The sequence below is a fragment of the Microbacterium sp. NPDC089188 genome, from assembly GCF_040685155.1.
In the GTDB taxonomy this organism is placed as follows: domain Bacteria; phylum Actinomycetota; class Actinomycetes; order Actinomycetales; family Microbacteriaceae; genus Microbacterium; species Microbacterium galbum.
Window position 1 is genome coordinate 410201 of sequence record NZ_JBFBHH010000004.1, and the last position, 16759, is coordinate 426959.

At 71.0% G+C, this 16759-nt stretch carries 18 protein-coding genes and 1 tRNA gene; 11 read left to right on the plus strand and 8 right to left on the minus strand.

Annotated features, from left to right (window positions below; all coding sequences use genetic code 11):
* Positions 1-159: 159 nt before the first annotated feature.
* Positions 160-233 (plus strand) — tRNA-Gly (locus AB0N80_RS15060).
* 36 nt (positions 234-269) lie between these two features.
* Here AB0N80_RS15060 and AB0N80_RS15065 read toward each other — a convergent pair.
* The 3 genes from AB0N80_RS15065 to AB0N80_RS15075 form a co-directional block, all read right to left on the minus strand.
* Positions 270-626 (minus strand): SdpI family protein, encoded by a 357-nt coding sequence (locus AB0N80_RS15065; protein ID WP_363391852.1) that lies wholly within the window; start codon positions 624-626, stop codon positions 270-272.
* Positions 623-1012, minus strand: a complete 390-nt coding sequence (locus tag AB0N80_RS15070) for a hypothetical protein (protein WP_363579199.1) — start codon at positions 1010-1012, stop codon at positions 623-625. The genes AB0N80_RS15065 and AB0N80_RS15070 overlap by 4 nt, the downstream gene beginning before the upstream one ends.
* A 124-nt stretch (positions 1013-1136) precedes the next feature.
* Positions 1137-1673 carry a gamma carbonic anhydrase family protein gene (locus tag AB0N80_RS15075; RefSeq protein ID WP_315995583.1) on the minus strand — a complete coding sequence of 179 codons (537 nt, stop codon included), beginning with the start codon at positions 1671-1673 and terminating at the stop codon, positions 1137-1139.
* A gap of 148 nt (positions 1674-1821) precedes the next feature.
* Here AB0N80_RS15075 and AB0N80_RS15080 point away from each other — a divergent pair, with 148 nt between their 5' ends.
* From AB0N80_RS15080 to AB0N80_RS15100, 5 genes are all read left to right on the plus strand, one after another.
* Positions 1822-2418 carry an alternate-type signal peptide domain-containing protein gene (locus AB0N80_RS15080; protein ID WP_315995582.1) on the plus strand — a complete coding sequence of 199 codons (597 nt, stop codon included), beginning with the start codon at positions 1822-1824 and terminating at the stop codon, positions 2416-2418.
* A 12-nt stretch (positions 2419-2430) separates the two neighbouring features.
* Positions 2431-2946, plus strand: coding sequence for a hypothetical protein (locus AB0N80_RS15085; RefSeq protein ID WP_363391860.1), 516 nt, complete (start codon positions 2431-2433; stop codon positions 2944-2946).
* Positions 2943-3437 (plus strand): hypothetical protein, encoded by a 495-nt coding sequence (locus tag AB0N80_RS15090; RefSeq protein ID WP_363579202.1) that lies wholly within the window; start codon positions 2943-2945, stop codon positions 3435-3437. Before AB0N80_RS15085 ends, AB0N80_RS15090 begins: the two co-directional genes overlap by 4 nt.
* Positions 3428-4627 carry a signal peptidase I gene (locus AB0N80_RS15095; RefSeq protein WP_363579203.1) on the plus strand — a complete coding sequence of 400 codons (1200 nt, stop codon included), beginning with the start codon at positions 3428-3430 and terminating at the stop codon, positions 4625-4627. The genes AB0N80_RS15090 and AB0N80_RS15095 overlap by 10 nt, the downstream gene beginning before the upstream one ends.
* 110 nt (positions 4628-4737) lie before the next feature.
* A complete protein-coding gene (locus AB0N80_RS15100; protein WP_076675873.1) occupies positions 4738-5223 on the plus strand; it encodes a DNA starvation/stationary phase protection protein in 486 nt (161 codons plus the stop codon).
* A gap of 113 nt (positions 5224-5336) precedes the next feature.
* On the opposite strand, the gene AB0N80_RS15105 is transcribed toward AB0N80_RS15100, so the two are convergent.
* From AB0N80_RS15105 to AB0N80_RS15125, 5 genes are all read right to left on the minus strand, one after another.
* Positions 5337-6830, minus strand: coding sequence for an amidohydrolase family protein (locus tag AB0N80_RS15105; RefSeq protein ID WP_363579205.1), 1494 nt, complete (start codon positions 6828-6830; stop codon positions 5337-5339).
* Entirely contained in the window at positions 6827-7450 is a 624-nt protein-coding gene (locus AB0N80_RS15110) for an FMN-binding negative transcriptional regulator (RefSeq protein ID WP_363579207.1), read from the minus strand. The genes AB0N80_RS15105 and AB0N80_RS15110 overlap by 4 nt, the downstream gene beginning before the upstream one ends.
* 135 nt (positions 7451-7585) lie before the next feature.
* Positions 7586-8575 carry a DNA-formamidopyrimidine glycosylase family protein gene (locus tag AB0N80_RS15115; RefSeq protein WP_315995576.1) on the minus strand — a complete coding sequence of 330 codons (990 nt, stop codon included), beginning with the start codon at positions 8573-8575 and terminating at the stop codon, positions 7586-7588.
* Positions 8575-9117: a ribose-5-phosphate isomerase gene (locus AB0N80_RS15120; protein WP_315995575.1), complete on the minus strand. Its 543-nt coding sequence runs from the start codon at positions 9115-9117 to the stop codon at positions 8575-8577. The genes AB0N80_RS15115 and AB0N80_RS15120 overlap by 1 nt, the downstream gene beginning before the upstream one ends.
* A 90-nt stretch (positions 9118-9207) precedes the next feature.
* Positions 9208-10395 (minus strand): ferrochelatase, encoded by a 1188-nt coding sequence (locus tag AB0N80_RS15125; RefSeq protein ID WP_363391873.1) that lies wholly within the window; start codon positions 10393-10395, stop codon positions 9208-9210.
* A gap of 151 nt (positions 10396-10546) precedes the next feature.
* Between AB0N80_RS15125 and pepN the strand changes: the two genes are divergently transcribed.
* The 5 genes from pepN (at position 10547) to AB0N80_RS15150 (ending at position 16722) form a co-directional block, all read left to right on the plus strand.
* Positions 10547-13096, plus strand: coding sequence for an aminopeptidase N (gene pepN / locus AB0N80_RS15130; protein WP_363579209.1), 2550 nt, complete (start codon positions 10547-10549; stop codon positions 13094-13096).
* A 133-nt stretch (positions 13097-13229) separates the two neighbouring features.
* Complete coding sequence (locus AB0N80_RS15135) at positions 13230-14141, plus strand: ATP-binding cassette domain-containing protein (protein WP_315995572.1); 912 nt, start codon at positions 13230-13232, stop codon at positions 14139-14141.
* The gene (locus AB0N80_RS15140) at positions 14138-14938 is read left to right on the plus strand and encodes an ABC transporter permease subunit (protein WP_363579212.1); all 801 of its coding nucleotides are present in this window, start codon (positions 14138-14140) and stop codon (positions 14936-14938) included. The genes AB0N80_RS15135 and AB0N80_RS15140 overlap by 4 nt, the downstream gene beginning before the upstream one ends.
* Positions 14939-15022: 84 nt before the next feature.
* Positions 15023-16276 (plus strand): mechanosensitive ion channel domain-containing protein, encoded by a 1254-nt coding sequence (locus AB0N80_RS15145; protein ID WP_363579214.1) that lies wholly within the window; start codon positions 15023-15025, stop codon positions 16274-16276.
* Complete coding sequence (locus AB0N80_RS15150; protein WP_315995569.1) at positions 16273-16722, plus strand: globin; 450 nt, start codon at positions 16273-16275, stop codon at positions 16720-16722. The genes AB0N80_RS15145 and AB0N80_RS15150 overlap by 4 nt, the downstream gene beginning before the upstream one ends.
* The last annotated feature ends 37 nt before the right edge of the window (positions 16723-16759 follow it).

Below are 16759 nucleotides of genomic sequence, written 5' to 3' on the forward strand. Positions count from 1 at the left end.
GACCTCGGAAAGTCTAGTCGATCGACCTGGGACCGCCGGTTTTCTCGCGGTGCGGGGCGAAATCGGCATCCGAGTCGACCGGGTGCGTTCGCGACCGCCTGCGCCGTGTCGTACAGTAGACGAGTCCGACTCCGCGGCTCGTCATGAGCGGCGGAATTCGGGGCTGTAGCTTAGTGGTAAAGCCTCTGTCTTCCAAACAGATGATGCGAGTTCGATTCTCGTCAGCCCCTCCACTCCCCCGTCGTTGCGACGATCACGGCTCCTTCCGATCAGCGCCCGGTATCGGCATCCATCCGTTCCACCGCGCGCCCGGCCACGACCGCGGCGACGAGAAGCCACACGACTGCCCACGCGCAGCCGGCCATCGCGGTCCACACAGCCGCGTCCTCGCCCGCGACGACCGCCGCGGCTCCCGCCGCGATGAGACCGGCCCCGGACACGGCCATCGGCACGACGGCCGCGGTGTGTCCGACCCGCCACGCCTCGTCGCTGCGCATCGTGGAGGTCGTGCGGATGCCCATCCAGAGGTTGCGGGTCAGCGTGCCGCGGGAGGACCGGTAGGCCAACCATGCGATGAGCGCCCCGGCGATCAGCAGAGGGACGGCGGTACTGAGGGCGATGATCACGGGACTTCTCCCTCGGCATCGGGGGCACGGCGGGCCAGGACGCGGCGGAACGACGCGGGCAGTTCGACGTTGCGACCGGCCCCCGTGAAGAACGGCGCCACCTGCTCGGGGCGGTATCCGGCGATCCCGCAGCCCACCTCGGTGAGGAGGAAGCGCAGTTCCGGGTGGTCGGCAGCGAACGCGACGAATCGGCGCGCCTGCTCCTCGAAGACGGTCGGCCCCGACATCGTGTCGATCGCGTAGGACCGACCCTGCAGCCCCTCGCCCTGTCCCCACACGGCCCCGAAACGATCGAGGGCGAACCGGGCCGCTCCCCCGCCGTGCGCGCCGGCCGCGTTCGACCCGAAGACGAAGACCTCACCGGGCTCGAGAGTGGTGATGGTCATCGCCCCACCCTATGCACGCCTCGCTCGCGACGCCCACCCATCGCGAGTGGCGGACGGCGAGCGAAACAGCGGGCCGCGCTCACTGCGCACCGCGTCCCGAGCACCGACGGTCCCGCGTGATGGATCAGACGTGTTGCGCGTGGGCGTGGCGCGCCGTGTGCCTGAGGTAGGTCTCCGCATTGCGGACGATCCCCTCGCGCTCCGCCGCCGTGAGCTCGCGGCGCACCTTCGCCGGAACACCCGCCACCAGCGACCCCGGCGGCACGATCGTCCCCTCGAGCACCACCGCGCCCCCGGCCACGAGCGATCCCGCGCCGATGTGCGCACCCGAGAGCACCACGCTACCCATGCCGATGAGCGATCCGTCGTCGATCCTGCATCCGTGCACGACCGCGTTGTGGCCGACCGATACGTCGGCGCCGATGACGACCCCGTGGCCGGAATCGACGTGCACGGAGACGTTGTCCTGCAGGTTGCTGCGGGGCCCGACCACGATCGGGGCGCTGTCGGCGCGAAGGACGGCGTTGTACCAGACGCTCGCCCCCTCGGAGAGGGTCACCGCACCCACGACACGGGCCCCGGATGCCACGAACGCACTGCCGTGCAGGGAGGGCGTCGCGCCGTCGAGGGTCAGGACGGAGGCATCGGGGGCGATCGTCATGGGCCGAGGCTAGCCGTCGCGGGGCACTACTGACGACTACCGAGGGACGAGCGGAACGGTACCCGGCGACCCAGAACCGGTAGTGGCAGCCGGCCGGAGCCCTCGTAGGTTCGGAGCCACCTCAGTCGCAGCCGCTCTTGGAGTCGTCATGTCATCGTCGACAGCACCCGCCCCCGCCCCCACCCCCACCGCCCGACCCGTCCGACGGCACCGGCGCACCACCGCCATCCTCGCAATCGCCGTCGGTGCCGCCCTGCTGTCGGCAGGCGGTGGGACGTATGCCTACTGGTCGACCCAGACCGCGCTCACCGCTGGCCCCGTCAGCGCGGGTGATCTCAACCTCTCGCTCGGCACGGGCACGTGGAGCCTGAAGGGCGTGCTGGGCTCGGCGCAATCGGTGAGCAACCTGACCACCGTCAAGATCGTCCCCGGAGACGTCCTCACCCTGACCCAGCCCTTGGACGTGACGCTGGTGGGCACCACCATCGCCGCGGACCTCAAGGCCGAGGTGGGGTCGACGTTCACGTCGGGAGCCCTGGGCAGCAACCTCGACGTGGTCCTCACGGTGAGCAGCTACGGCACGGCGACCGGCACGAACACCTACCGCCTCACCTCGGCCAACAGCGGCGCCGCCACGGCGACCCTCACCATCACCTTCAAGCCCGGGACGACGGGCCGTGCCGGAGCCACCCAGAGCGTCAACCTCAACGACATCGCCTTCACGCTCACGCAGGCGTCCAGCTGACCCGGTGCCTCGATGTCGACGCGTGATGCGTCCCCCCGCGGACGACTGCGCGCAGCGGCGGTGCTCGCGGCGGCCCTGGTGCTCGGTACCGGCACCGCTGCCGCCCAGGCTTCCTGGCGCGCTCAGGCATCGCTGACGGCGGGACCCGTGGCATCCGGGTCGTTCGACCTCGCCACCCAGTGGATCGGGGACTGGTCGACGTGGACGCCGCTGTACCCCGACCGCTCCAGCGACACCCCCCTGCTGCGAGTCACCGAGACCGGCGCCGGCGGAACGACGCTGCGCTGGCGTCTGACGCCCACCGTCACCGCCCCGGCGTACGTCACGACGCGGGTCTACCTCGGCTCGTGCGGAAGCGCGACGGTCATCGCCTCGGGTACGTCCTACGCACCGGCCGGCGGCTTCAGCCCGGGACAGTCGGTCGACCTGTGCGTGCGCGCCACCCTCGCGGCGGATGCCCCCGCCTCCCTCCAGGGCACGGCGCTCACGCCGACCGTCGTCGTCACCGCCGACCAGGTCGTGCAGTGACGACGCGGCGTCGACACGCGCGGGCCACGGTCGCGGTGACCGCGCTGATCCTGGCCCTGGCGGGCGCCAGCCCGGCATCCGCCGCGTGGCAGGTGAGCGCGCCCGTCCCGCTGCCCGCCCTGAATGCGGGCGCACTCGGTGCGCCGACGCTGCTGTCGTGCGCACCGACGACCGTCAACGGGCTCGCCGCCGCGCGCCTCACCTGGGCGCGGGTGACGGGGGCGAAGGAGTACTCCGTGATCGCCACCAACGTGCGGACGGGTCAGCCCCCCGAGCTCGCGCGCGTGCAGGATGCCACCGTGACCGGAGAGACGTTCTCTGTCACCGTGCAGGGCGGACTGCTCGGCGGCGTGGTGACCCTGCTGACCGGCAATCCCACCGTCGCCGCCGTGTCGATCAACGGCCTCTGGCGGTCGTCGCCCAGCGCTGCGCAGACCGTCGTCCCCGGGAACGGCCTCGGTTTCGTCCTCGGGGGTGCGACGTGTCCGTGAACGTCGGCCTCCGGCGCGATCGCCGTTCCGCCCCGCCCTCCCCCGGACGCATGGCGCGGGCGCGCGGCATCCTGTCGACGATCCTCCTGATCGCCGTCTCGGCGTTCGCCCTCCTGACCGTCGTCGTGCCCACCGTCCTCGGCGCGCAGACCTACACGGTGCTCACCGGCAGCATGAATCCCGGGATGCCGCCGGGGAGCCTCATCGCGGTGCGCCCGACGCCGTTCGACGCCGTACGCGTGGGCGATGTCGTGACCTACCAGATCCGGTCGGGCGAGCCGGCCGTGGTGACGCATCGCGTCGTGGGGACGACCTCGAGCACGAGCGGGGACCGACTTCTCATCACCCGTGGTGACGCGAACGACCTCGACGACCCTCCCGTGCAACGCGAACAGCTCCGCGGCACGGTCGTGCTCGCGCTCCCGCTGCTCGGCTACCCTTCGGCCGTCTTCGGCGGCCAGGAGCGCGGGGCGGCGATCGCCGTCGTCGGCGTCGCGGTGATCGCGTGGAACGCGGTGATGTTCGCTCTCGACCTGCGTCGTCCTCGACGCCGCTCGCGCACCCCGATGGCGGTCGTCGCGGCGATCCTGGCCGCGTCGTGCTCGGTGGCGGTCCCGGCGCCCGCGAGGGCGGACACCGTCGGCTCCTCTCCAGCGCGGCTCCTCGTGAGCGACGACGGCGAGCACTTCGTCGCCGACGGCTCCATCCGCCTCTTCGCACCGGATGGACCGCTCGTCCCCGGGACGAGCAGCGTCGCCACTCTCTGGATCCGCAACGGCAGTGCCGACCCCGCTCGCGCGGGACTGCGGCTCGAGACCACCGACGACGGCGACCCTGCCAGCCGAGCGCTGGCGGACGCCCTGCGGTTGGTCGTGGCGTCGGTCCCGGTGCCGCCCGGCGGCGCGTGGGTGAGCGAGATCATTCCGGCGGGGCGCACGGTGCGCCTCGACATGGCACTGCGTCTCGACGCGGAGGCGCAGAACGACTCCCGCCGGGGACGGGCCACGGTGACCCCGGTGGTGCAGCTGACCCAGGCGACCGCGGGTGCGGTGCTCCCCGGGCGGCCGACCTCCGCAGAGCTCCCCCGGACGGGTGCGCCCGCGGCTCCGGTCGGGCTCGTCATCGTGGCTACCGCCGCCCTGATAGCCGGCGCCGCGGCAGGACGTCGGAGAGGAGCGGAGGGAAGGTAAGGATTGCCTCCTCACCGGGGATTTAGCCGAGCCTCATCTTGCTTGCGGAATGCTCGGGCGTGAGTAGCGTTGCACCCATCAGACTTCGTTCACTGCGACAAGGAGCAGACATGAGCACCGTTCAGACCCCCGCCGCCACCACCGTCGACCCCACGATGGCCGCCGGCACGGCCCAGTTCCTCTCCCCCGTCGTGATCGGCCTCGAGGCCCTCGTCGTCAACGGCAAGCAGGCGCACTGGCACGTGCGCGGCTCGAACTTCATCGGCGTGCACGAGCTGCTCGACACCGTGGTCGCCCACGCGCAGGACTGGGCCGACCTCGCGGCCGAGCGCATCGTGGCCCTGGGCCTGCCGATCGACTCGCGCCTGTCCACCGTCGCCGCCAAGGCGAAGGCGACCGAAGTGCCTGCCGGCTTCGCGCAGTCCGACGTCGTGATCCGTGCGGTGATCGCCGACATCGACGCAGTTCTCGTCGACATCGAGGCCGCCATCGAGGGCCTCGACGAGATCGACATGTCGAGCCAGGACGTCGCGATCGAGATCAAGCGCGGCCTCGACAAGGACCGCTGGTTCCTCTTCGCGCACCTCGCCGCGTAAGACGTCGACGAAGGGGGCGGTGCGTGAGCACCGCCCCCTTCGTCATGCCCGGGCGCCCTCGGTCATCCGGGCGGTCCCGGAGATGCCGGACCGTCGCGACGCGGGAGAAGCCGTCAGACGCCGTGGGTCACCCGGCCGGCCACCAGTGTCGTGCGCACGGGCATCGACCGCAGCGCGCGCTCATCGGCGGTCAGCGGATCGACGCCGACGATCACGAGGTCGGCGACCGCCCCCGGCGCGATCTCGGCCGGTGTCGTGGATCCCCCGGCGGTGGATGCCGCGATCGCGGTGCCGATCTCCACCCTCTGATGCGCCTGCCAGGGCTCGCGCCCATCGCGGGTGCGGAACACCGCGGAGGCCATCGCCGCCCACGGATCCAGCGGCGCCACCGGAGCATCGGATCCGAAGCGGAGGTTGGCGCCGCTGTCAGCAAGGGCCCGCAGGGGGTAGGGCTGCGCCGACTGCCCGGCCCAGATGGCATCCGTCATGTCGCGGTCGTCGAGCGCGTGCTCGGGCTGCACGCTGGCCGCCACGCCGAGGCGGGCGAAACGCGGGATGTCGGCGTGGGCCACGAGCTGCGCGTGCTCGATCGTCCCGACCGCACCCGTCACCGCGTAGGCGTCGAGCGCGTGACTGTTGGCGACGTCGCCGATCGCGTGGATCGCGCACGCGAGACCGGCGGCGGTCGCTCGCGTCATCATCTCGACGAGGTCGTCGGGGGCGACGGTGAGCAGACCGCGGTTGGCGGGATCGCCGGGATAGGGGTGAGCGCACGCGGCGGTTCGCGTGCCGAGCGAGCCGTCGGTGATGGCCTTCAGCGGTCCGACGCGGACGAGGTCGTTCCGCCCGCCGCGCACGCGGTCACCCGTCCGCAGGCCCTCGGCGATCGCCCGGTCGAGGTGCTGAGGGTAGGTGCCGTACGACACCCGCAGGGCGTCGAAGCCCCGCGCCGCGCGACGCTGCCACGGTTCGTCGTTCCACGTCATGTCGAGGTCGACGAGCCCGACGAGGCCCCGGGCCGCCGCGGCTCGCGCCATGCGCTCGACGGCGCCGTCGGCGACGTCGGCCTCCACGGCGTTCAGGCGACGGGAGATCTCGAACGCGTCCTCCTCGACCAGCATCCCGGATGCCACGGGAGCGAACCGCTCGCGACGGAAGGCCGCGGAGTTCATCCAGACGCTGTGCACGTCGGCATTGATGAGATAGGTCGGGACGTCGCCGGTCGCGGCATCCAGCAGGTCGAGGCGCGGCGCGTCGGCCCACAACCCGTCGCGGAAGCCGGAACCGATCCGTCGCCCGTCACTGAGGGGCGCGAGCGCCATGACGGCCGCGGCCTCATGCGCGGAGGAGATCCCGCCCAACGGGACGCGATTCGCCGCGAGGGCCCACTGGAGCACGTGCACGTGGTGGTCCCACAGGCCCGGGAGGAGCCACCCGCCCTCGCCCTCGACGACGACACCGGCGGGGCGCAGGTTGCCGGTCGGCGCGATGTCGGCGATGACCCCGTCGGCGAGGACGAGGTCGACCGGTTCGTCGGTGGGCAGCAGCTCGCGCCCGGGGCCGGCCACGCGCACGCCGCGGACGAAGCCGACGCTCTCCCCGATCACGGGCGCACCCGTGCGTCGGCGGCGCGCTGCATCTCCGCCGCGAGCCCCGGGTTGTCAGACCCGAGTCCCGCGATGATCGTGTCGATCACCTCGGGGCTGCGATTCTGGCTGAGCTTGCGCTTCGCCGTCACGCGCGTCGGCGTCAGGCGGAAGCCGACCGTGCCGCGCTCGAGGCGCTCGACGAAGGCGGCGTCGTTCGGGAGCGTGTACAGCCCGCGCGCATCGGCGCCGTCACCCTCGAAGCGGTCGACGAGCCGGTCGAGCACGCGGATGTTCTCCTCCGCCGACAGCAGTTCCGGGATGCCCGACAGGTGCGCCGAGACGAAGTTCCAGGTCGGCACGGCGGGGACGTCGCCGTACCAGCGCGGGGTGATGTAGCCGTGCGGGCCCTGGACGACCACGAGCAGCTCGCGATCACCGAGACCGAGGATGACATCGTCGGGTTTGCCCACGTGCCCCACGATCGTGAGGTCGTCGCGGGTGTCGTCGAGCATGACGGCGTAGTGCGAGGCGACGAGGCTGTCATCGGTCTGGCTCACGAGGGTCACCCACGGATGGAGGTCGATGAGACGGCGGATCTCACCGACGTCGGTCATCGCGAAGCTCGGATTCTGGCGCACCGGATCAGCCTAGAACGGAGCCGGGCTCCGACGCGCTCGACCTCCTCCGCGACTCAGGTCCCTGAGCCCGTCGCAGGGACCGGAACCCCCGAAACGCCTGGAGGCTCGACCGGGCTCGACCTCCTCGGGACGCCGTCACGCCTGGCAGTTGGGGCACCAGTAGAGCTTCCGCCCCGCGGCCTCCTCCATCAGCACCGTCGTGCCGCAGATCCGGCACGGGAGCCCCGCGCGGTGGTACACCCAGTGCCGGTCGTCGCGGTGCGCCATCGCGCGGCGGTACGCCTCGGGATCGAGATCGTCCATCGTCATCATCTGGCCGGTCTCGACGCCGATGGGCAGGAGCCGCGCCCAGTCGCGCCACAGATCGCGCACCACCTCCTCGGGCACCTCGCGACCGGGGGTGTGCGGGTTCTGCCGGGCGCGGAACAGCAGCTCGGCGCGGTAGACGTTGCCGATGCCGCTGACGACGGACTGGTCCATGAGCAGCAGCCCGATGGGGGTGGGCTTCTTCCTCACCGTCGCGGTGAAGCGCTCCTCGCCCTCGGCGAGGTCGTCGACCAGCGGGTCGGGCCCGAGCTTGTCGATCGTCGCCTGCACCTCGTCGGGCGTCTGCAGGGCGCACGCGGTCGGGCCGCGCAGGTCGGCGCACGTGGTCTCGGTGAGAAGACGCAGACGCACCGCTCCCACGGGCGGCGGCGGCCACTCCGTCTCCTCGTCGAGGCCGGTGGTCTGCTCCGACATCCGCACGCGGGAACGTCGCGGGGCGCCGATCGAGCTCAGGGAGTTCTCGCCCGCGGCATCCATGATCGCTTCGTCGACGACGGTCCCCCGCTGGTTCGTCTGGCCCATGCGCCCGTTGGACGACGCGATGGTGGCGTCGACCGAGACCTCGCCCGAGAAGTCCCACGCGCCGTACATGCCTAGGTGCACCCGCAGCCAGACGTCGCCGTCGAAGCGGAGGAACATCTGCTTCGCGACCGCCCGCGCCTCGAGCGCCTCGCGTCCGTCGAGCACAGCGGCACCCTCGGCGAATCGGCCCTGCGGGCTGGATGCCGAGACCGTGCGTCCGACGATGTTGCGCTCGAACTGCCGAGCGATCCGATGGACGGAATGCCCTTCGGGCATCAGCCTGCCTCGGGGTCGAACGAATCGCTCGCGTCGGTCATGGTGTTCTCCGATCGGCCGGCGCGCGGGTCGGGAAGAAGCACCCCGTCCTGCTCGAACGCGGCGAGCTGGCCGATGCGGCGCGCGTGGCGCTCCTCTCCCGAGAACGGCGTCGCGATGAAGCGGTCGATGAACGACGCGGCCTCGTCGAAGGTGTGCTGGCGCGCGCCGATGGAGATGACGTTGGCGTCGTTGTGCTCGCGGGCGAGCTCGGCGGTGGAGATGTTCCACACGAGCGCGGCGCGCACGCCCAGCACCTTGTTCGCCGCGATCTGCTCACCGTTGCCCGAGCCGCCGAAGACCACACCGAGGGCCTCGACGCCCGCCGCCTGGTCGCGCACGACGGCTTGCGCGGCGCGGATGCAGAACGCCGGGTAGTCGTCGAGCGGGTCGTACTCGACCGGCCCGTGGTCGATGACCTCGTGTCCCTGGGCGGCGAGGTGGTGCTGGATCTGGGTGGAGAACTCGAGACCGGCGTGATCGGTGCCGATGTGGATGCGCATGGGGCCAATCCTATTGAGGGCCGCGGGCGACGCGGGTGGGGATGACGATGCCGCCCGCCCCCTCGCGAGGGACGGGCGGCATTGGGGGCGTCAGGGGCGCAGACCCGCCGCGACGGGCTTGAAGCCGGCGCGGATGTTCTCGCAGCATCCGGGGCGGCAGACGTCGTACCAGGGCCCGAGGTCGGTCAGGTGCGGGCGGTCGGCCTTCGGTGTGCCCTTGAGTCGCTCCTCGACCAGATCGACCAGGCCGGACACGTAGGCGGGGTCGATGCCGGGGGTCGGCGTGCGCACGGCGCGGATGCCGGCCTCTTCGGCGGCCTCCATCGCCTCGGTGTCGAGGTCCCACAGCACTTCCATGTGGTCGCTGACGAAGCCGAGCGGCACGATCACCACGGCCTCCGCCCCGCGCGAGGGGAGCTCGGCGATGACGTCGTTGACGTCGGGCTCGAGCCAGGGCTGCGTGGGCGGGCCCGAGCGGGACTGGTAGACGAGCTCCCACTCGACGTCGGCGACGGCGGCGGCGACCTCGGCCATGACGAAGGCGGCGACGGCCTTGTGCTGGGCCTCGTAGGCCCCGCCCTCGCCGAAGTCCACGTCGCGCGGGCCGGAGCGCTGGGCGTCGGCGGTGGGGATGGAGTGGGTGGAGAAGAGCACGCGGATCTTCTCCGGGGCGATGCCCTCGGCCACGAATGCCGACACGGCTTCGGAGACGCCCGTCACGAAGGTCGAGACGAAGCCGGGGTGGTCGAAGAACTGGCGCACCTTGTCGATGGTCACGGTCTCGCCGAGGCCGGTGGCCTCGAGGACCCGCGCGTAGTCCTCGCGGTACTGGCGGCAGCTCGAGAACGAGCTGTACGCGCTGGTCGCGATGGCCAGGAGGGTGGTGTCGCCGGCCTCGGCCGCCTCGGTCACGGCCTCTTCGAGGTACGGCGACCAGTTGCGGTTGCCCCAGTACACCGGAAGCCCCAGCCCGCGCTTGGCGATCTCCGCCTCGAGGGCGGCCTTGAGCTCGCGGTTGTGCTGGTTGATCGGGCTCACTCCGCCGAAGTGGCGGTAGTGATGGGCGACCTCTTCGAGGCGCTCGTCGGGGATGCCGCGCCCGCGCGTGACGTTGCGCAGGAACGGGATGACGTCGTCCTGGCCCTCCGGTCCGCCGAAGCCGGCGAGGAGGATGCCGTCGTACGCCACGGGCGTCTCGACCCACTTGGGTCCGGATGACGCGGCGGGCGACGCGTAGAGGACGGTCTCAGGGCTGGTGTCCGTGTCGGTCGTGCTCACGCAGTCATCTTCCCATCCACCCGATGGGCCTGGACGCGAGTTATCTCGCGACTAGGCTATTACGGTTGTCGTCGTCGCCGACGGCGTCCGTCGTCACCCACGCCGGCGCGTCATCCGCGACGATCCCACCCTCATCCCCGGGAGAACGCCAGTGCCAGGAGAGAACCTGACCCGCATCGAAGCGCAGGAGCGCCGCGCGATCGTCGACACGCACGAGTACCACGTGCAGCTCGACCTGACCCGCGGAGACGAGGTGTTCTCCTCCCGCACCGCGGTGACCTTCGCCGCGACCGAGGGAGCGTCGACCTTCATCGACCTCATCGCCCGCACCGTGCATTCGGTGACGCTCAACGGTCGCTCGCTCGACCCGGCGACCGTCTTCGCCGACTCGCGCATCGCGCTCGACGGTCTCGAAGCCTCGAACGAGCTCGTCGTCGAGGCCGACTGCGAATACACGAACACGGGCGAGGGCCTGCACCGCTTCGTCGACCCCGTCGACGGCGAGGTCTACCTCTACTCGCAGTTCGAGGTGCCCGACTCGCGTCGCATGTACACGGTGTTCGAGCAGCCCGACCTGAAGGCGGAGTTCACCTTCTCGGTCACGGCGCCCGCACGCTGGAAGGTCGTCTCCAACTCCCCCACGCCCGAGCCGGTCGCCGTCTCCGACGACGCCGCCCGCTGGGACTTCCCCGCGACCCCGCGCATCTCCTCGTACATCACCGCGCTCGTCGCCGGCCCCTACGAGGCCACCTACAGCGAGCTGACGAGCGCCGACGGCCGTGTCATCCCGCTCGGGGTCTTCGCCCGCAAGAGCCTGTGGCAGTACCTGGATGCCGACTACGTCTTCGACAAGACCCGCCAGGGCTTCGCGTACTTCGAGGAGAAGTTCGGCTTCCCCTACCCCTTCGCCAAGTACGACCAGCTCTTCGTGCCCGAGTTCAACGCGGGCGCGATGGAGAACGCCGGCGCGGTCACCTTCACCGAGACCTACGTCTTCCGCTCCAAGGTGACGGATGCCGTGAAGGAGCGCCGCGTCGTCACGATCCTGCACGAGCTCGCGCACATGTGGTTCGGCGACCTCGTCACCATGAAGTGGTGGAACGACCTGTGGCTGAACGAGTCGTTCGCCGAGTGGGCGTCGACGATCGCCACCGCCGAGGCCACCGAGTGGGAGGCCGCCTGGACGACCTTCAACGCGATGGAGAAGACCTGGGCGTACCGCCAGGACCAGCTGCCCTCCACGCACCCCGTCGTCGCCGAGATCAACGATCTCGAAGACGTGCAGGTCAACTTCGACGGCATCACCTACGCCAAGGGCGGGTCGGTGCTCAAGCAGCTGGCCGCCTGGGTCGGTATCGAGCAGTTCTTCGCCGGGGTCGCCGCCTACTTCCAGAAGCACCAGTGGTCCAACACCGAGGTCGGCGACCTGCTCACCGAGCTCGAGACCACGAGCGGCCGCGACCTGGGCGACTGGGCCAAGAAGTGGCTCGAGACGGCCGGCGTCAACACGCTGACCCCGCTCATCGAGGAGGGCGCCGACGGCACCATCTCGCGCTTCGCGATCGTGCAGACCGCGCCGAGCGACTATCCCACCATCCGCCCGCACCGCCTCGGCATCGGCTTCTACTCGCTGAACGACGCGGGAGCGCTCGAGCGCGTGCACCAGATCGAGCTTGACGTCGACGGCGACCGCACGGAGGTGGCCGAGCTGCGCGGCATCCGTCGTCCCGACCTCGTGCTGCTCAACGACGACGACCTCGCGTACGCGAAGATCCGTCTCGACGAGCGCTCGCTGGCCACCGCGATCGCCCACCTCAAGGACATCTCCGACCCGCTCGCCCGCTCGCTCGTCTGGGGTGCGGCCTGGGATCAGACCCGGGATGCCGAGGCCTCGGCGACCGATTACCTCGATCTGGTGCTGCAGAACATCGGCTCCGAGACCGAGTCCACCACGGTGCGCACGACCCTCGCCCAGCTGCAGCTCGCCGCGAACTCCTACGTCGCTCCGGCGACCCGCGACGCCGCGCGCGAGCGCGTGGCCGACGGGCTGTGGACGCTCGCGCAGCAGGCGGAGGCCGGGAGCGACAGCCAGCTGCAGTTCGTCACGGCGTTCGCGTCGGCGGCATCCACCCCGGCCCACGCCGAGACGGTCAAGGCCCTGCGTGACGGCGCGACGACCCTCGAGGGTCTCGATATCGACACCGACCTGTCGTGGCAGCTGCTCGTCTCGCTCGCCGCGGCCGGCGCCGTCACCGCCGCCGACATCGACGAGGCCCGCGCCGCCGACAACACCGCCAAGGGCGGCGAGTTCGCCGCGATGGCGAAGGCGTCGCTGCCCTCGCACGAGGCGAAGCAGGAGGCCTGGGACTCGCTCATCGCGCGCTCCGACGCCCCCAACACGATCGTGCGGTCCACCGCGGCCGGGTTCACGAACCCGACCACGGTCGACGTGCTCGCCGACTTCGTCGAGCCCTACTTCGCGATGCTGCTGCCGATCTGGGAATCGCGCAGCTACCAGATCGCGCAGTACCTCATCGTGGGTCTGTACCCCGCGGCCCTCGCGAACACGGCGCTGCGCGACGCGACGCGGAAGTGGCTCTCGCAGCACGCCGACGCCGCTCCCGCGCTGCGTCGCCTGGTCGGCGAGAACCTCGCCGGTGTCGAGCGCGCGCTGGCCGTGCAGGAGCGCGACGCGCAGTAAGTCGTGCCCCCCGATGGATGCCCTCTCCCACCCCGGGAGGGGGCATCCGTCGTCTCCGGTCATCCTCGCGGCGACGCGGGATCATCCCCGCGGACGATGACCGGTCCGGGGGCCGATCCGTAGCGTCGAACGCATGATCGTTGCAGACAACCTCACCAAGCGCTACGGCGCGAAGACCGCCGTCGACGGCGTCTCGTTCACCGTCGCCCCGGGCCGGGTGACCGGCTTCCTCGGCCCCAACGGCGCGGGCAAGTCCACGACCATGCGCATGATCGTGGGACTGGACCGTCCCACGGCCGGACGGGTCACGGTCGCGGGCCAGGAGTACCGCCACCTGCGCTCGCCGCTCACCGAGGTCGGGGTGCTGCTCGACGCGAAGGCCGTGCACACCGGCCGCTCGGCCAGGAACCATCTCCGCGCTCTGGCCGCGACGCACGGCATCGGTCGCGATCGCGTCGACGAGGTCATCGAGCTCACGGGCATCGGGGCGGTCGCCGGCAAGCGCGCGGGCGGGTTCTCGCTCGGGATGGGACAGCGCCTCGGCATCGCGGCGGCCCTCCTCGGCGACCCGCACACGCTGATCCTCGACGAGCCCGTGAACGGCCTCGACCCCGAGGGCGTGCGCTGGGTGCGCCAGTTCGTGCGGCACCTGGCCGCGGAGGGTCGCACGGTGCTGCTGTCGAGCCACCTGATGAGCGAGATGGCCCAGACCGCCGACCACGTCATCGTCCTCGGGCGCGGCCGCGTCCTCGCCGACGCCCCTCTCGCCGACCTCGTGGGGGCGTGGACCACCACCACCCTCGTCGTGCGCTCGCCCCGGCTCGACGACCTCGTCACCGCGCTGCAGACCCCGGATGCCACGGTCACGGCCATCGAGCCGGGCGCGGCCCAGATCACCGGGGTCACGGCCCGGACGGTCGGCGACATCGCCGCCGCCCGCGGCATCCCCCTGTACGAACTCAGTCCGCGCGTCGGGTCCCTCGAGGACGCCTACCTCGCCCTGACCGATGACTCGGTCGAGTACAAGACCAAGGAGATCGCATGACCACGCTCGCCGCCGGACCCCGCAGGTCCACGCACACTCCGGCTCACCGTCTGACCTTCGCCCACCTGCTGCGCAGCGAGGCCGTCAAGGTCCTCAGCCTCCGATCGACGTGGTGGTCGCTCGGAGTGACCGCGGCGATGTCCGTCGGCATGTCGCTCCTCATCGCCCTGGCCACGAGCGACACCGGCGGGGCGATGGCGCCGACCAACGTCATCCTGGCTCCCACCCAGTTCACCATGCTCGTGGCGGGGATCCTCGGCGCGATCGTCGTCACCGGCGAATACTCCACCGGCATGATCCGCTCGACCCTGACCGCCGAACCGCGTCGCGGCGCCGTGCTGCTGGCCAAGGCGATGGTCGTGGCCGCGACCATGATGGTCACCACGGTCGTGATCTACGCCGTCGCGATGGCCGTCACCGCACCGATGATGCAGGCCCCTGTCGATTGGGCGACCCCGGCGGACTCGGTCGTCCCGCTCGGCTTCGGCGTGCTGTCGATGGCGTGCTTCACCCTGATGGGCGTCGGCTTCGGCTTCCTCCTGCGCAGCGGCGCGGGGGCCATCGCGGTCACGGTGGGCGTGCTGTTCGTGCTGCCCATCGTCCTGAGCCTCTTCTCAATCGCGGGGCCGGAGTGGATGTGGATCGTCGAGTCGGCGAAGTACCTTCCCGTCAACGCGGCGGGTGCGCTGACGCAACCCGGAGCGCAGGACCTGATCGAGCCCGCGCTCACGCTGGCGGGGTGGGTCGTCGGTCCGCTCGCGCTCGGATGGATCGCGCTGCGCACACGCGACGCCTGATCGTTCCTCCCCATCCTTCGCACCCTCCACGGATGCCTCGACGCTCAGCCGGCGCCGAGGCATCCGTCGTTAGTCTGAATCCCGATGTTCGTTCTCGCCGAAAATCCCTCCCCCAGTCCGTCTCCCACGATCACCTCGCCCTCGGACCTCGCCAACCTCGACACCTGGACGTGGATCGGCGGCCGCCTGCTCGACTTCGGCGGCGTGCTCCTGCAGATCCTGGGGATTGTCGTCGGTATCGCCATCGCCGCATGGATCCTGCGCGTGGTCATCCGCCGCGTGGTCGACCGCATCGTCAACGGCGCCAAGGTCAAGGCGCGGGTCGACGACACGCAGGCCCTCGACCGATCTCCCCTGAGCGCCGTCCGCCTCGTGCAGCGAACGCGCACCCTGGGGACGATCCTGCAGAACATCGTCAACGTCGTGCTCGTGATCGTCGCCCTCGTGTGGATCGCCGGCATCGTCGCGCCCGACGCCCTCGCATCCCTCACCCTGCTCACCGCCGCGATCGGCGCCGGCCTCGGCTTCGGCGCGCAGAACATCGTCAAAGACGTCCTCAACGGCATCTTCATCGTGGCCGAAGACCAGATCGGCATCGGCGACGTCGTCGACCTGGGCCTGGCGACGGGCATCGTGGAGTTCGTGAGCGTCCGCATCACGCACGTGCGCGACGTCAACGGCACGCTCTGGTACGTGCGCAACGGGGAGATCACGCGCATCGGCAACATGTCGCAGGGCTGGTCGCGCGTCATCATCGATCTCGCCGTGCCGGTGGATGCCGACATCGACGACGTCGAGCAGGCCATGCTCACCGCGGCGAAGACGATGTCGAAGGAGCAGAAGTGGCGCTCGCGCATCATCGAGCAGCCCGAGATCTGGGGCCTGGAGTCCATCAGCGGTGACGCCCTCTTCATCCGCCTGGTGATGAAGACGCGCTCGAGCGCGAAGGACGACGTGGCCCGCGAGCTGCGCGCGCGCCTCAAGCGCGCCATCGATGCGATGGGGATCGCGCTGCCACAGCTGAACTCCATCGTGCTCACCGGAGCAGAGGGCGCGCAGAGCGTGCGCGGCGCCCACCCGCCGAAGACGAAGGAGACGCCCGTCGCCGTTGTGAACGACCGTCCCCGGTGGAAGCCGCGCGGGCGTCGCATCGACGTCTCCGAGACGGTGGAGGACCACACCGAGCACGACGGCGCGCCGGCGCCGAAGACGAAGAAGACCAAGACGCTGCGCGACGACACCCCCACCTCGGTCGTGGATCTGCCCGCCGCGCCGGGCGCCGACACGCCGAAGCCGACTCCCCCGGCCGTGCGCGCCGACGAAGAGAGCACGTCATGACCGAACCCGTCAGCTTCTACGATCAGGTCGGCGGTATGGACACCTTCCGCCGACTCGTCGACGCCTTCTATCGCGGCGTCGCCTCCGACGAGGTTCTCAAGCCCATGTACCCCGAAGAGGACCTCGGCCCGGCCGCCGACCGGCTGACGCTCTTCCTCGCGCAGTACTGGGGTGGACCGACGACCTACGGCGAGACGCGCGGGCACCCGCGCCTGCGCATGCGGCACATGCCGTTCCACGTCGATCCCGACGCGCGCGACCGCTGGCTGCGACACATGCGCGCCGCCGTCGATGAGATCGCCCTGCCGCCGGCCTTCGAGGCCCCCCTGTGGGACTACCTCGAACGCGCCGCCTACGCCATGGTCAACACGTTCGAGGCGCGCGGGATCGGCCCGCAGCAGAACGGACGCCCCGATACGGGGCTGCCGGTCCGCTCAGCGGACTGACGGCCGTCCGCCCCGCCGGCCCGCGCCGCTCAGCGAG

Excerpts from the sequence above, each read along its gene's own strand:
- AB0N80_RS15070 (WP_363579199.1), bottom strand. The coding sequence starts at position 1,012 with ATGACCATCACCACTCTCGAGCCCGGTGAGGTCTTCGTCTTCGGGTCG.
- AB0N80_RS15075 (WP_315995583.1), bottom strand. The coding sequence starts at position 1,673 with ATGACGATCGCCCCCGATGCCTCCGTCCTGACCCTCGACGGCGCGACG.
- AB0N80_RS15080 (WP_315995582.1), top strand. The coding sequence starts at position 1,822 with ATGTCATCGTCGACAGCACCCGCCCCCGCCCCCACCCCCACCGCCCGA.
- AB0N80_RS15085 (WP_363391860.1), top strand. The coding sequence starts at position 2,431 with ATGTCGACGCGTGATGCGTCCCCCCGCGGACGACTGCGCGCAGCGGCG.
- AB0N80_RS15100 (WP_076675873.1), top strand. The coding sequence starts at position 4,738 with ATGAGCACCGTTCAGACCCCCGCCGCCACCACCGTCGACCCCACGATG.
- AB0N80_RS15115 (WP_315995576.1), bottom strand. The coding sequence starts at position 8,575 with ATGCCCGAAGGGCATTCCGTCCATCGGATCGCTCGGCAGTTCGAGCGC.
- AB0N80_RS15120 (WP_315995575.1), bottom strand. The coding sequence starts at position 9,117 with ATGCGCATCCACATCGGCACCGATCACGCCGGTCTCGAGTTCTCCACC.
- AB0N80_RS15135 (WP_315995572.1), top strand. The coding sequence starts at position 13,230 with ATGATCGTTGCAGACAACCTCACCAAGCGCTACGGCGCGAAGACCGCC.
- AB0N80_RS15140 (WP_363579212.1), top strand. The coding sequence starts at position 14,138 with ATGACCACGCTCGCCGCCGGACCCCGCAGGTCCACGCACACTCCGGCT.
- AB0N80_RS15145 (WP_363579214.1), top strand. The coding sequence starts at position 15,023 with ATGTTCGTTCTCGCCGAAAATCCCTCCCCCAGTCCGTCTCCCACGATC.
- AB0N80_RS15150 (WP_315995569.1), top strand. The coding sequence starts at position 16,273 with ATGACCGAACCCGTCAGCTTCTACGATCAGGTCGGCGGTATGGACACC.